Consider the following 13,864-nt stretch of genomic DNA (forward strand, 5'->3'; position numbering starts at 1 on the left):
AACGTGATCACGGCCTCAGCCGGAGGTGCGCTGCGCCTCAAGGCCGCGGCTGTAGCGCGACATCGCAAAGCAGAACACGAAGCAGATCACGCCTACGAACACATAGACCTCGACGCTGAACGCCTGCCAGGCCGGATCGACGATCGCGGTCTTGGCGGTCGTGAGCAAGTCGAAGATGCCGATGATCAGGACAAGGCTGGTGTCCTTGAAGAAGGCGATGAAGGTGTTAACCAGCGGCGGGATGACGTGGCGGATCGCCTGCGGCAGCACGATCAGCGCATTCTTCTCCCAATAGGACAGGCCGAGCGCATCGGCCGCCTCATACTGCCCGCGCGGCACCGCCTGGAGGCCGCCGCGCACCACTTCGGCGAGATAGGCGCCGGCATAGAGGATGAAGGCGATCTGCGCGCGCAGCAATTTGTCGATGTTGACGCCGTCGGGCATGAACAGCGGGAACATCACGCTCGCCATGAACAACAGGCTGATCAGCGGCACGCCGCGGATCAATTCGACATAGAGCACGCAGAGCGAACGGATCGCCGGCAGCTTCGAGCGGCGGCCGAGCGCGACGAGAATCCCGAGCGGGAAGCCGAAGGCGAGCCCGAAGGTCGCGAGGATCAGCGTCACCGGCAGCCCGCCCCAGCGGTCCTGCGTGACAAAGCTGAGACCAAGGAAGCCGCCCCACATCAGGCATCCAATCACGATCAGCGCCGCGGCCCACAGCAGGAACAGCTCCTTGCGCCAAAAACTGCGGCGGCTCGAGACCACGAACAGCGCGATGAAGATCACGACGACGAGCGCCGGCCGCCACTGCTCGTCGAACGGATAGGTGCCGAACAGGACGAAGCGGTATTTTTCGGGGATCACCGCCCAGCAGGCGCCGACGCCGCGCAGCGCGCGGCAGGCGCTGCTGTCGTTGCCGGGGACGATCCACACCGCGTTCGCAATGCCCCACTGCCAGAGGCTGATGCAGGCCTTGCCGAGCACGAACAGCAGCAGCAGGGTCACGATACCAGACGGGATGGAGGGGAACAGATTGGCGCGCAGCCACGCGGTGAACTGACCGCCAAGCGCCCGTGGCGCGGGCCGCGGGCCGATCGGAAGCGGATCCTGCGGAAGGTGGGCGACCGAGCTCATGTCAGCGCTCCACCAGCGCGATCCGCGCATTGTACCAGTTCATGAACAGGCTGATACCAAGGCTGATGGTGAGGAACACCATCATGATCAGCGCGATCGACTCGATCGCCTGCCCGGTCTGGTTCAGCGTGGTATTGGCGATCGAGACGATGTCCTGGTAGCCGACCGCGACCGCGAGCGAGGAATTTTTCGTCAGGTTGAGATACTGGCTGGTCATCGGCGGGATGATGACGCGCAGCGCCTGCGGCAGCACGATGTGTTGCAAGACAAAACTGCGCTTCAGCCCGAGCGCTTTGGCGGCATCCGACTGCCCGCGCGGCACCGCCTGGATGCCGCTGCGCACGATCTCGGCGATGAAGGCCGATGTGTAGGTGACGAGCGCGATCAGTAGCGCAAAATATTCCGGCGCCAAAGTCAGCCCGCCGACGAAATTGAAGCCGCGCAACTCCGGCAGCGTGATGCTCCAGCTCGCGCCCAGAAGCCACGACAGCAGCGCCGGCAGCGCGACGACGAGGCCGAGCGCGTAAGGCAAGGCCGGCCGCGCCTTGCCGTCCTGCATCTGCTGCGCGATCAGGCGGCGCCGGACGAGATAGAACACGACGAGGCCGGTGACGACCGCGAGGATCGTCCACAGATTGGCCTCGTGCAGCGGGACCGACGGCAGGATCAGGCCGCGATTGGAGAGATAGACGCCCTCGACCGGCTTCCACGCCTGGCGCGCCGCCGGCAGGCCCTGCATCAGCACGTACCAGAACAGCAGCTGCAGCAAGAGCGGCAGGTCGCGCAGCACCTCGACATAGACAGCGGCGAGCCGCGCCAGCAGCCAGTTCGACGACAGCCGCGCGATGCCGACCAGCGTACCGATCACGGTCGCAAGCACGATGCCGATCACCGCGACGCGCAGCGTGTTGACGACGCCGACGATGAAGGCGCGCAGATAATTGTTCTTCGGCGTGTAGTCGATCCAGCTGTCGGCGATCGGCATGCCGGCCTCACGGCCGAGGAAGGCGAAGCCGGTCGAGATGCGGCGCACCGAGAGATTATGCAGCGCGTTCGACCACAGGAAGGCGACGATGGCGACCGCGATGGCGACCACCAGGATCTGCCAGAACAGGCCGGCGACGCGGGGATCGCCGAGCGAAAGCTGCCAGGGACGTGTGGGAGGGCGTTTCGGCGTCGATGTCGTCACAGCACAGGATCCTCTGAGAAGCGATCTTCTGCCATGCGCAAGAGCGTATTCGGGGCTGCGCACTTCATATGTTGCACCAAATCTGGATTCATGCAACATATGTTTCATGGCCCAGGCTCAGCCGAAACCATCGCCCCTGAACGAATTGTGCAGCGCGCTGCCATCGCTGCCAATGCGGTTGCAGGAGGTCGGGCGGTTTGTCGCAGCCAACGACTACGACGCCACCACCCGCTCGATGCGCGATCTCGCATCCGTCGCGGGCGCGGACCCCGCCTCCTTCACCCGTCTTGCCAAGGCGCTCGGCTATTCCGGCTGGGACGAATTGCGCGCCGCGCTCACCGAGGCGCGACGGCCGGCGCAGGGTTCGCCGTTCTCCGGCCGCGCCAAAAGCCGCCGCGCCGGGCCGAATGCCGATGTCCGGCTGGTGCACGACAAGTTGGAGGCGGAAGCGGCGGGACTTGCGCGCATTTCCGCGAGTGCGATTGCGGACGCCGCGCGCGCGCTGCATGCGGCCAACCGGATCTGGATCACGGGCTTTCGCAGCTGCCGCAGCGTCGCGGAACTCCTGACCTATCAGCTTCGCCTGTTCCGCCCCGACGCCGTGCAGCTGGTCGGCGGTTCCGGCCCGTTCGATCTCGACCATGGCGCCTTCCGCGCCGATGACGCCGTGGTCGTGATCGGCTTTGCGCCCTACACGCTGATAAGCGTCGAGACCGCGCGCGCAGCGCATCAGGCGCGCGCCACGCTGATCGCGATCGCCGATACCATCAGCGCACCGATGGCAGAAGGCGCCGATCATCTTTTGCTGTTCGAGGCCGCCGCCTCGCCCGGCTTCTTCCCGAGCCTTACCGGCGCGATCGCGGTGGCGCAGTCGCTCGCCGCCGTCAGCTTCACGCTGGGCGGCGCAGGGGCAAAACGCAAGCTGGAGGAGACCGAGGGCCGGCTTGCCGAAATGTCGCAATATTTTGCCGAGAAAGGATGAGTGTCATGGCCGCCCCCAAGAGCCGCGTGATGCATCGCAGCCTGCGCGAGACCCCGCCGAAAGCAATCGGCGGCGACGGCGTGTTTCTGATCGCGGAGGATGGCCGCCGTATTCTCGACTCGTCCGGCGGCGCCGCGGTCTCCTGTCTCGGCCATCAGCATCCGCGCATTCTCGCCGCGATCGCCAAGCAGGCCTCGACCCTCGCCTATGCCCATACCGGCTTCTTCTCCTCCGCGCCGGCGGAAGAGCTCGCCGAGCGGCTGGTCGGCCATGAGCCCGGCGGTCTCTCTTACGTCTATTTCGTCAGCGGCGGATCGGAGGCGATCGAGGCCTCGATCAAGCTGGCGCGGCAATATTTTATCGAGCGCGGCGAGCCGAAGCGCGCCCGCTTCATCGCACGCCGCCAGAGCTATCACGGCAACACGCTCGGCGCGCTGTCGGCCGGCGGCAATGCCTGGCGCCGCGAGCCCTACGCGCCGCTGCTGTCGCCGTCGTTCAGCCATGTCACGCCCGCTTTCGCCTATCACGAGCAGCGCGACGATGAGTCGGAGGCCGCGTTCGTCGGCCGGCTCGCCGCCGAACTCGAGGCCGAATTCCAGCGGCTCGGCCCCGACACCGTCGCAGCCTTCATCGCCGAGCCCGTGGTCGGCGCCACCGCCGGCTGCGTGCCGGCCCCCGAGGGCTACTTCAAGGCGGTGCGCGAGATCTGCAACCGCCACGGCGCGCTGTTGATCCTCGACGAGGTGATGTGCGGCATGGGCCGCACCGGCACGCTGCATGCGTGGGAGCAGGAAGGCATCTCGCCCGACATCCAGGCGGTCGCCAAGGGTCTCGGTGGCGGCTATCAGCCGATCGGCGCGATGCTTGCGAGCGGCACCATCGTCGACACCGTGCGCGACGGCTCCGGCGCGTTCCAGCATGGCCACACTTATCTGGCGCATCCGCTCGCCTGCGCCGCCGCGCTCGAGGTGCAGAAGACGATTGCTGAGGAAAAGCTGCTCGACCAGGTCAAGGCGCGCGGCAGGCAGCTCGAGCAACGCCTCGTCGAACGTTTCGGCAATCATCGCCATATCGGCGACATCAGGGGCCGCGGCCTGTTCTGGGCGATCGAGCTGGTCGCGGACCGCGGCACCCGGCAGCCGTTCGATCCCAAGCTGAAGCTGCATCAGCGGATCAAGTCTGCGGCCTTCGCCGGTGGCCTCGGCTGCTATCCCTCGGGCGGCACCGCCGACGGCCAGCGCGGCGACCACGTGCTGCTCGCCCCGCCCTATATCGCAACGCCCGGCGACATCGACATGATCGTCGAAAGGTTAGGGGCTGCGGTAGACAGCGCGTTGAAAGATGTCGGTCACGGAGCATGATCCGGAAAAGTGGGCACCGGTTTTCCCGCGACAAACGCGAAGCGTTTGCGCATGGATCATGCTCAAACAGGAGGGAGGAGTAAGATGTACAGAGGATTGATCACTGCAACCGTTCTCGCCGCAGGCATCACGGGCGCAAGCGCGGCGACGCTCGACACCGTCAAGCAGCGCGGCACGCTGGTGTGCGGCGTCTCGACCGGCTTTGCCGGTTTCTCGGCGCCGGACTCGCAGGGCAACTTCAAGGGCCTCGACGTCGACTATTGCCGCGCGCTTGCCGCCGGCGTGCTCAGCGATCCCGCCAAGGTGCGCTTTGTGGCGCTGACCGCACAGAACCGCTTCACCGCGCTGCAATCCGGCGAGATCGACGTGCTCTACCGCAACTCGACGCAGACCTACCTGCGCGGCACCACGCTCGGGCTGCGCCAGGGCCCGGTCAATTTCTACGACGGCCAGGGCTTTGTGGTGAAGAAGGACCTCGGCGTGAAGGAGGTGAAGGACCTCAAGGGCGCCACGGTCTGCGTTGCGCAGGGCACCACGCATGAGGTGACGCTCGGCGACTACGGCCGCGCCAACAGCATCGACTGGAAGCCGCTGGTGTTCGACCGGCCCGACACCATGTACCAGGCCTTCTTCGGCGGCCGCTGCGATGCCATGACCCAGGACGCCTCCGCGCTCGCCGGCGCGGTCGCAACCGCTGCGCCGAAGGCCGACGATTACGTCGTGCTGCCGCAGACCATCAGCAAGGAGCCGCTCGGCCCGTTCACCCGCAACGGCGACGAGGTCTGGAGCGACATCATCACCTGGCTGCATTACGGCCTGGTCGAGGCCGAGGAGCTCGGCGTCACCCAGGCCAATGCCGACGAGATGACGAAGTCGCAGACCCCGGCGATCCAGCGCCTGCTCGGCGTCTCCGGCGATCTTGGTTCGCGGCTCGGCCTCGACAACAAATGGCTGGTCGCGTCGATCAAGGCCGGCGGCAATTACGGCGAGATTTTCGAGCGCAATGTCGGCAAGGCAAGTCCGCTGAAGCTCGAGCGTGGGTTGAACGCCACCTGGAGCAAGGGCGGGTTAATGTACGCGATCCCGTTCAAGTAGGCGAAGTCACCTCTCCCCGCCCCTGTCCGCCGAAGCCCTGGCGAAGGCGGATGCGGGGAGAGGTCGTCATTCAAGCGCAGCTTGAATGACGGGTGCGGGGGAGCTTCCGCTTATCCTTCCCACACCTGTTGCCACGATAGAGCCCCTCACCCCTGCCCTCTCCCCGCGAAGGGCGGGGCGAGGGAGAGGAGAAGAGGCGGTAACAACCCGATGCGCATCACCCTGATTCACGCCCTGAAGCATTCGATCGTTCCGATCGAGGCGTCATTCGCAAAGCATTGGCCGGAGGCGCGGCTGATGAACCTGCTCGACGACAGCCTGTCGGCCGATCTCGCGCGCGACGGCAAGCTTAACGAGCGCATGACCGAGCGCTTCCTCACCATCGGCCGCTACGCGGTCAGCACCGGCGCCAACGGCATCCTGTTCACCTGCTCGGCGTTCGGGCCCTGCATCGAGGCGGTCGCGCGCGAGCACACGCCGATGCCGGTGCTGAAGCCGAACGAGGCCATGATCGAGCAGGCGGTGGCGAGGGGAAAACGCATTGGCCTGCTCTCGACCTTCCCGCCGACGCTGGCGTCGATGCCGCCGGAATTTCCCGCGTCGGTGACGCTGGTGCCAAAACTCGCCGAAGGCGCGCTGGCGGCGCTCGACCGCGGCGACCGCGCCGAGCACGACCGCATCGTGGTCGAGGCGTCCAGGGATTTGCGCGACTGCGATCTGATCGCGCTCGCCCAGTACAGCATGGCACCCGCAGCCGAACGCGTCGCTGAATCCACCGGCCGCGAGGTGCTGACGACACCCGACAGCGCGGTCAAGAAGCTGAAGGCGATGCTGGGCGTGACTGCGTAGCTCCGTAGGGTGGATTAGCGAAGCGTAGTCCACCATCTTCTCGTCGAGCAGTCGGTGGGTTACGCCTTCGGCTAACCCACCCTACAGAGCTGTGATTGCCTACCCGCCCGCGTCACTCACGTTCAAATCGACGCCTTGCGGATCCTTGATCGTCGACACCGTGATCAGCGAGATCAGCGCCAGCCCCCCGATATAGACGCCGACGCGCCAGGACTCGCCGTAGGTGCCGATGATCCATTGCGCGATCATCGGCGCGAAGGCGCCGCCGAAGATGGCGCCAAGCGCGTAGCCGATCGAGACGCCGGAGTAGCGCACCTTGGCCGGAAACAGCTCGGCATAAAGCGCCGCCTGCGGGCCATAGGATAGACCCAGCGCGATGGTGAGGCCGACGGCGCTGATGAAGAACAGCAGCAGGTTCTTGCTGTCGATCAAAAACCACATCGGCACGGCCCACAGCACCATCAGGGTGTAGCCGATCTGGAAGCAGCGCACGCGGCCGATTTTGTCGCCGAGGATGCCGCCGAGCAGCGTGAAGATGAACCAGCTCACCGCGGCCAGCGTACCGATCAGCAGCAACTGCTCCGACGGCATCTTCAGCGTGTTGGTGCCGTAGCTGATGATGAACGCGATCAGGATGTAGCCGGCCGCATTGTTGGCCATGAAGATCAACGCGGTGCGCAGGATTTCCCTGCTGTGATTGCGCATCAGCTCCTTGAGCGGCGCCGAGGATTCCTTGTGCCGGCGCTGCATCGCCTTGAACACCGGGGATTCCTCGACGGTACGGCGGATCACAATGCCGACCACGATCAACAGGATCGACAGCAGGAACGGAATCCGCCAGCCCCATTCGATCATCGCCTGCTTGCCGAGCGTCGCGGTCAGCACCCACAACGCGCCGGTCGCCAGGATCATGCCGAGCGGCGTGCCGATCTGCGGAAACGAGCCGAAGAAGCTGCGCCGGTCGCGCGGGGCCGATTCCACCGCCATCAGCGCCGCGCCGCCCCACTCGCCGCCGGCCGAGAAGCCCTGCAGGATGCGGAGAAGAATAAGGAGTGCCGGCGCCCAGGCGCCGATCTGCGCATAGGTCGGCAGCAGGCCGACCAGTGCGGTCGCAGCTCCCATCAACAGCAGCGTGACGACGAGCATGTTCTTGCGCCCGAAGCGATCGCCGAGATGGCCGCAGACGATGGCCCCTAACGGGCGGAACAGGAATGACAGGCCGAGCGTCGCAAACGACACGATCTGCGCCAGCAGCGGATTGTTCGCGTTCATCGGCGCGAAGAACAGCGCGCCGAACACCAGGCCCGCCGCCTGGGCGTAGACGAAGAAATCGTACCACTCGATCGTGGTGCCGACGAGCGTTGCGGTGAGGACCTTGCGCTCCTCCTCCGACAGTTCAGCGCCGCGCGAGCGCGCGGATAGTTCGATGGACATGTGGCCTCCCCAATACCGTTCTTGTCCACGCGGGCGTGACCGGCCGCGATGCACCTGCCCCGCACGGATGTTGGACCCGGGATAGCAGAGCTTCTTGCCGGGGACGAGCAAAATAGTTGCATTCGCAACGATATTCGACAACATTGCCGGTTCCCGGACCTGGCTACCTCACCCGCGATCGGCGGGCAGCCATCCCGAAACGCCGATTGTGCACCGCAGCAAGATTGCTACGATGCCAAGATTCCCAAGAGGTTGCTAAGTGTCTGACATCAATGCCGATGCCTGGGTTTCTTCAGGCCACCGCCCGATGGGCTTTCCCGAATTCGTCGTCGTCATTGCATCCATCATGGCGTTGAACCCGCTGGCGATGGACATGATGCTGCCGGCGCTGCCGAACATCCGCTCCGCGTTCCAGATCGCCGACGCCAACCGTCCGCAGATGGTGCTGTCGATCTTCCTGGTCGGCTTCGGCGTCGGCCAGTTCGTGATGGGCCCGCTGTCGGACCGTTTCGGCCGCCGCCCGGTGCTGCTCGGCGGCATGACCGTCTACACCATCGCCGGCCTGCTCGCGATCATGGCGCCCTCGTTCGAGACGCTGCTGCTGGCGCGCGCGCTGCAAGGGCTCGGCACCGCGGCAACCCGCGTGATCGCAACCTCGATCGTGCGCGACTGCTACGCCGGACGGCGCATGGCGAGCGTGATGTCGCTGGCGATGATGGTGTTCATCGCGGTGCCCGTGATCGCGCCGTCATTCGGCCAGGCGGTGATGCTGCTGACGCACTGGCGCGGCATCTTCGTGCTCTTGATGATCTATGGCGTGATCGCACTGGCCTGGAGCGCGCTGCGGATGCCGGAGACACTGCCGCTGGAGCTGCGCAAGTCGCTGGCGATCCCCGACGTGCTCTCCGCGTTCCGCCAGACCATCACGAACCGCACCACGCTCGGCTACGCGCTCGCCGCCGGCGGCGTGCAGGGCTCGCTGTTCGCCTTCGTGTTCTCCTCGCAGCAGATCTTCACCGAGGTCTTCAAGCTCGGCCATTACTTCCCGGTTGCCTTCGCGGCTTGCGCGGTCGGCGTCGCGATCGCCGGCTTTCTCAATTCGCGCATCGTCGGCCGCATCGGCATGCGGGTGATCTCGCACGCCGCGCTGACCGGCTTTGCCGTCGTCGCCGGCGCGCTGCTGCTCGCGGTAAAGACCGACACGCTGTCCCTGCCGCTGTTCATGGTGCTGGCCGGCCTGATGATGTTCGCGTTCGGGCTGATGATGGCGAACTTCACCGCGCTCGCGATGGAGCCGCAGGGCAAGATTGCCGGCACTGCGTCGTCGCTCTACGGCACCATCACCACCCTGCTCGGGATCGGCATCGGCACCACGATCGGCCAGGATTACGACGGCACCTTGCTGCCGTTCGCGACCGGCTTCTTCCTCTGCACGCTGGCCGCGCTCGCCGTGGTGCTGGTAACGGAAAAGGGCCGGATGTTCCGGCCGCATCATCACACACCGTCGTAGACGAGCCTTGTGAAGAAGGGCGGATCGATCACGAACCGGCCCCACTTTTCGTCGTAAGCGGCCGTCGGTTTGGCAGCGACCGTCTCTTCCAGACTACGGCCTTCCTTCTTCAACGCCGCGACATTGTTTCTGACGTCGACAAGCATGTCGCGAAAAGCCCTGAGCTCCGATCTATTGCTGATCGGCTTTCCGTGTCCAGGAATGATCACGGTGTTTTCCGTTGCCATGCCCAGGTTTGCGTCCGATGCGGCAATCATTCCATCGATGCTCCCGCCCGTCGAATAGTCGATGAAGGGGTAAATTCCGTTCCAGTACGTGTCGCCTACGTGAAGTATATCGGCTTCCCCGAACGTGACCGACAGATCGCCATCCGTGTGGGCGGGCTTGTAAGGCTTCAACTCGATGGATGCCCCGTTGAATTTGAATGCGTGGTTTGCGCTAATGACCTCACTGGGTATCGCGCCAGCCGGTGACGGCAGGAAATTGTAGTCCCAGTCTTCCACTCGCTGAACCTCGGAAAGATGTTTGCGGGTGTTCTCGTGGGCAATGATCTTGGCGCCGACCGAGTGCAGCCAATCGTTTCCGCTGGCGTGATCGAAGTGCCAATGAGTGTTGATCAAGTGTGTCACGGGATCGGGGCCTAGACCGGACAGTGCTTTGCTGAGCTGCGGCCGAGAGACACTAATTCCTGCGTCGACAAGCAACTTCCCGTCTGGGTCTGACAACACGGCAATGTTGCCGCCGGAGCCCTCGAGTACAGTCACGTTTCCGCGCAACTTGTGTGTGGTTATTGGCGAAGCTGCCGCACTGTCCTTAATGAGGGTAACGAGCCCACGCGCCTCCGCGTAGGCTTGGCGCGGTGTGAGCCAACCACTGGTGGCGGCCAGAGCTGCGCTTGTGCAGCAAAGACAGAAGTGGCGGCGCGAGATCAGCTGTCCATGCTGTGAACCCATCGGAATCCCCTGTCGCGTTGCAGACTCAAACCTGTCGGTGCAAGTCGAGCAATTGTCGGCTGGTATCCACTCGCCGCCGCGACGTCGCAAACCCTTCCATTCCGAGCTGCCATTGCAAACCGACGATCGCACCCTTGGTCGGCTGCAGCAGCCCGAGTGCGCTGAACAGCGTGAACGGCAGCCAGATTGCGAGCTGCAGCCAGGCCGGCGGCGCGTAGTTCATCTCCAGCCACAGCAGCGCCGGCACCACGACGTGGCCGACCACGACGATCACGAGATAGGCCGGGAAATCATCCGCGCGCTGCGGGGTGAAATCCTCGCCACACACCTCGCAATGATCCGCCACCTTGAGGAAGCGGCCGAACAGATGGCCGCGCCCGCAGTTCGGGCACTTCATGGTGAAGCCGCGCCACATCGCCTTTGGCAGGGAAACCGTCTCGGTCATTGTCGTTGTCCTTGACCTGATCTGATGATCCATACAATATGTATTCGAAGGCATACAATCAAAGACAAAGCGCCAGATTGCATGGATTGGATCCCTACAGTTTCGGAATGGCACGGCCCGATGTTCCTGCGCATCGTCGATGCGCTCGCCGCCGATATCGCCAGCGGCCGGCTGGTGCGCGGCCAGCGGCTGCCGACCCACCGCGCGCTGGCGACCGCGCTCGACATCGATCTCACCACGGTGACGCGCGCCTATGGCGAGGCACGGCGACGCGGACTGCTCGACGCCCGCGTCGGCCAGGGCACCTTCGTCTCGGAGACGACCGCGCGTGCGGCGTCCGACCTGCCCGCGCCCGTCAACATCGACCTGTCGATGAACCTGCCGCCGCAACCGGTCGAGGCCAATCTCGACCTGCGCATCGCACAGGGACTTGCGACCATCCGCTCCGAGGCCGGGTTTTCCGCCTATCTCGGCTATGCGCGTCCCGGCGGCACGACTGAGGAGCGCGACGCCGGCGCCGCGTGGTTGCAGCCGCGCGTACCGAGCGCATCGGTCGACCGCATCGTGATCTATCCGGGATCGCAGGCGATCATCTTCAACGCCTTGCTGGCGCTGACGTCGCCCGGGGACATCGTGCTGACCGAGGCGTTGACGTTTCCCGGCATCAAGGCCGCGGCGGCGCGGCTCGATGTCCGCCTGGTCGGCGTCGCGATGGACAACGAAGGCGCGAGGCCCGACGCACTCGACGACGCCTGCCGCAAGCACAGACCGAAGGCGGTCTATCTGGTGCCGACGCAGCAGAACCCGACCACGGCGACGATGAGCGCTATCAGGCGCAAGGCGATCGCCGACATCATCAGCAAGCGCGGCTGCGTCCTGATCGAGGACGACGTCTACGGCCCGCTCGAACCGCAAGTGGCGCCGATCGCTACGCTAATTCCGGAGCGCACCTACCTTGCCGCCAGCATCGCGAAATGCATCGCGCCCGCATTGCGCGTCGCCTATCTCGTCGCGCCCGACGCCGCCGCCGAACAGCGCATGCGCGCCAGCATGCAGGCCACCATGCAGATGCCGCCATCGCTGATGGTCGCGCTGGTCACGCAATGGCTGCGCTCCGGCGTCGCCACCGAGGTCATCCGCGCCATCCGCAACGAGGCAGCGGCGCGCCAGCAGCTTGCCGGCCGCTTCCTTAAGGGCGTCGCCTATGCGGCGCGGCCGGCGAGCCATCATCTCTGGATACCGCTCTCAAAGCATTTCGACGGCACCGACCTGCTGTCGCATCTGATGCGCAACGGCCTCGCCGTGGTCGGCGAAGATGCCTTTGCGGTGGGCAATGCGGCGCCGCGCGGCCTGCGCGTGTCGCTCGGCGCCGCGCGCAACCGCGCCGAACTGAGCCAGGCGCTGCAGGTGCTGTCGAATGCGGTGCGCACGCCAGTCGGCGCCACGCAAATTGTGTAAATTTCGATCATCGTCAGGGAATAAACTCGCCCGAAAATGATTATGATGCGCGGGAGCGCTCGTGCCAAAACGCCGGCGTTCAAGGCATCAGGCAGGGGCAGGCTTTTTCAATGTCATGCGGGTATGATCGGGCAGTCCACATTGACGTGCGGACGCTTCGGAAGGCAGTGACCGCGAATTTGTGTCTTGCAATGGGCTGTCTTGCGCTTGTCACATCAGGCGCGGCGCGCGCCGCCGATGCCCCTGCCCCGTCGCCGGAGAAGCTCGAACGCATCACCGCATTCTTCAACAACGAAGTTGCGACCGGAAAAATTCCCGGCGCCGTCATCCTGATCCAGCAGCACGGCAAGCAGGTCTATCTGAAAGCCTTCGACTATCGCGACGTCACGACCAAATCGCCGATGCGGCCGGATACGATGTTTGCGCTGCATTCGATGACCAAGCCGATCACCAACACCGCCGCGATGATGCTGGTCGACGAAGGCAAATTGTCGCCGCAGGACCCATTGTCGAAATACATCCCGGCGTTCGCCGACGTGAAGGTCGCGATCGAACCCGATGGCGGAAACGATCCGGCCAAGGTGGAGCTAGTGCCGCCGATCCGCCCGGTCACCATCGAGGATCTGATGCGGCACACTTCGGGCATCACCTACGAATATATCGGCGCCGACTGGATCCAGAAAATCTACCACGAAGGACATCTGTTCGACGGGCAATTCGACAACAAGGAGTTCGCCGCGCGGCTGGCCAAGCTGCCGCTGTCGCGGCAGCCTGGCACGCTGTGGCGCTATGGCCATTCCACCGACGTGCTCGGCCGCGTCATCGAGATCGTCTCGGGCAAGACGCACTATCAATTCGAGAAGGAGCGCATCTTCGATCCAATGAAGATGAACGACACCAGATACGTGCTCGATGCGGAGACCGAACGGACGCGGCTCGCCGAGCCGCTGCCGACGGATACGATCCTGATCGACGGCGAGCGCGATCGGCGCGCGCACCCGGAGTGGGAGTCCGGCGGCGGCGGCCTGGTCTCGACCATTCTCGACTATGCACGTTTCGCTCAAATGCTGCTCAACGGCGGTGAGCTCGACGGCAGGCGCTATCTGAGCCCCACAGCCTTCAAGACCATGACGACGGACCATATCGGGCCGGGCTCCGGCGTCGGCCGCGATTACTGGTATTTCCCCGGCGACGGCTTCGGCTATGGCTACGGCATCGCAGTGCGCACCGATCCCGGCATTGCCAAGCCGCCGCCGCCGGGCTCGATCGGCGAATTGAAATGGGACAGCGGCAGCGGCACCTATTTCGGCGTCGATCCGAAACTCGACATGATCTACATCATGCTCGAGCAGACCCAGAACGAACGCCAGCGCATCACACCGGCGTTCCGGAAACTGGTCTACGACGCGTTCGCTGCGGACTGAGTACGCGGTTCCTCGGTCATTGCGAGG

Annotated in this window: 12 protein-coding genes; 7 read left to right on the forward strand and 5 right to left on the reverse strand. The window is 64.9% G+C overall.

Annotated features, from left to right (window positions below):
• Positions 1–15 precede the first annotated feature (15 nt).
• Together K359_RS0123025 and K359_RS0123030 are read right to left on the reverse strand one after the other, a co-directional pair.
• A complete protein-coding gene (locus tag K359_RS0123025; RefSeq protein WP_029081448.1) occupies positions 16–1,137 on the reverse strand; it encodes an amino acid ABC transporter permease in 1,122 nt (373 codons plus the stop codon).
• 1 nt (position 1,138) lies between these two features.
• Entirely contained in the window at positions 1,139–2,326 is a 1,188-nt protein-coding gene (locus tag K359_RS0123030; protein ID WP_029081449.1) for an amino acid ABC transporter permease, read from the reverse strand.
• Positions 2,327–2,432: 106 nt separating this feature from the next.
• On the opposite strand from K359_RS0123030, the gene K359_RS0123035 reads away from it, so the two are divergent.
• The 4 genes from K359_RS0123035 to K359_RS0123050 all read left to right on the forward strand — a co-directional run bounded on the left by K359_RS0123035 (position 2,433) and on the right by K359_RS0123050 (position 6,613).
• A complete protein-coding gene (locus K359_RS0123035) occupies positions 2,433–3,308 on the forward strand; it encodes a MurR/RpiR family transcriptional regulator (protein ID WP_029081450.1) in 876 nt (291 codons plus the stop codon).
• A 5-nt stretch (positions 3,309–3,313) separates the two neighbouring features.
• A complete protein-coding gene (locus K359_RS0123040) occupies positions 3,314–4,669 on the forward strand; it encodes an aspartate aminotransferase family protein (protein WP_029081451.1) in 1,356 nt (451 codons plus the stop codon).
• A gap of 84 nt (positions 4,670–4,753) precedes the next feature.
• Positions 4,754–5,764, forward strand: a complete 1,011-nt coding sequence (locus K359_RS0123045) for an amino acid ABC transporter substrate-binding protein (RefSeq protein ID WP_035976927.1) — start codon at positions 4,754–4,756, stop codon at positions 5,762–5,764.
• A gap of 210 nt (positions 5,765–5,974) precedes the next feature.
• Positions 5,975–6,613 (forward strand): aspartate/glutamate racemase family protein, encoded by a 639-nt coding sequence (locus K359_RS0123050; protein ID WP_029081453.1) that lies wholly within the window; start codon positions 5,975–5,977, stop codon positions 6,611–6,613.
• A gap of 99 nt (positions 6,614–6,712) precedes the next feature.
• Here the strand turns inward: K359_RS0123050 and K359_RS0123055 are convergent, their stop codons facing one another.
• The gene (locus K359_RS0123055) at positions 6,713–8,047 is read right to left on the reverse strand and encodes an MFS transporter (protein WP_029081454.1); all 1,335 of its coding nucleotides are present in this window, start codon (positions 8,045–8,047) and stop codon (positions 6,713–6,715) included.
• A gap of 307 nt (positions 8,048–8,354) precedes the next feature.
• On the opposite strand from K359_RS0123055, the gene K359_RS0123060 reads away from it, so the two are divergent.
• Positions 8,355–9,557 (forward strand): multidrug effflux MFS transporter, encoded by a 1,203-nt coding sequence (locus K359_RS0123060; RefSeq protein ID WP_371261178.1) that lies wholly within the window; start codon positions 8,355–8,357, stop codon positions 9,555–9,557.
• Here the strand turns inward: K359_RS0123060 and K359_RS0123065 are convergent.
• Positions 9,542–10,510 carry an MBL fold metallo-hydrolase gene (locus K359_RS0123065; protein WP_029081456.1) on the reverse strand — a complete coding sequence of 323 codons (969 nt, stop codon included), beginning with the start codon at positions 10,508–10,510 and terminating at the stop codon, positions 9,542–9,544. The two genes, K359_RS0123060 and K359_RS0123065, sit on opposite strands and share 16 nt — an antisense overlap.
• A 25-nt stretch (positions 10,511–10,535) precedes the next feature.
• The gene (locus K359_RS52720) at positions 10,536–10,955 is read right to left on the reverse strand and encodes a DUF983 domain-containing protein (RefSeq protein ID WP_051346307.1); all 420 of its coding nucleotides are present in this window, start codon (positions 10,953–10,955) and stop codon (positions 10,536–10,538) included.
• Positions 10,956–11,036: 81 nt separating this feature from the next.
• On the opposite strand from K359_RS52720, the gene K359_RS0123075 reads away from it, so the two are divergent.
• Both K359_RS0123075 and K359_RS0123080 read left to right on the forward strand, forming a co-directional pair.
• Positions 11,037–12,413, forward strand: coding sequence for a PLP-dependent aminotransferase family protein (locus K359_RS0123075; protein ID WP_029081458.1), 1,377 nt, complete (start codon positions 11,037–11,039; stop codon positions 12,411–12,413).
• A gap of 191 nt (positions 12,414–12,604) precedes the next feature.
• Positions 12,605–13,837, forward strand: a complete 1,233-nt coding sequence (locus K359_RS0123080) for a serine hydrolase (RefSeq protein ID WP_029081459.1) — start codon at positions 12,605–12,607, stop codon at positions 13,835–13,837.
• Positions 13,838–13,864: the final 27 nt, after the last annotated feature.

The organism is Bradyrhizobium sp. th-b2 (assembly GCF_000426785.1).
Lineage (GTDB): Bacteria > Pseudomonadota > Alphaproteobacteria > Rhizobiales > Xanthobacteraceae > Bradyrhizobium > Bradyrhizobium septentrionale.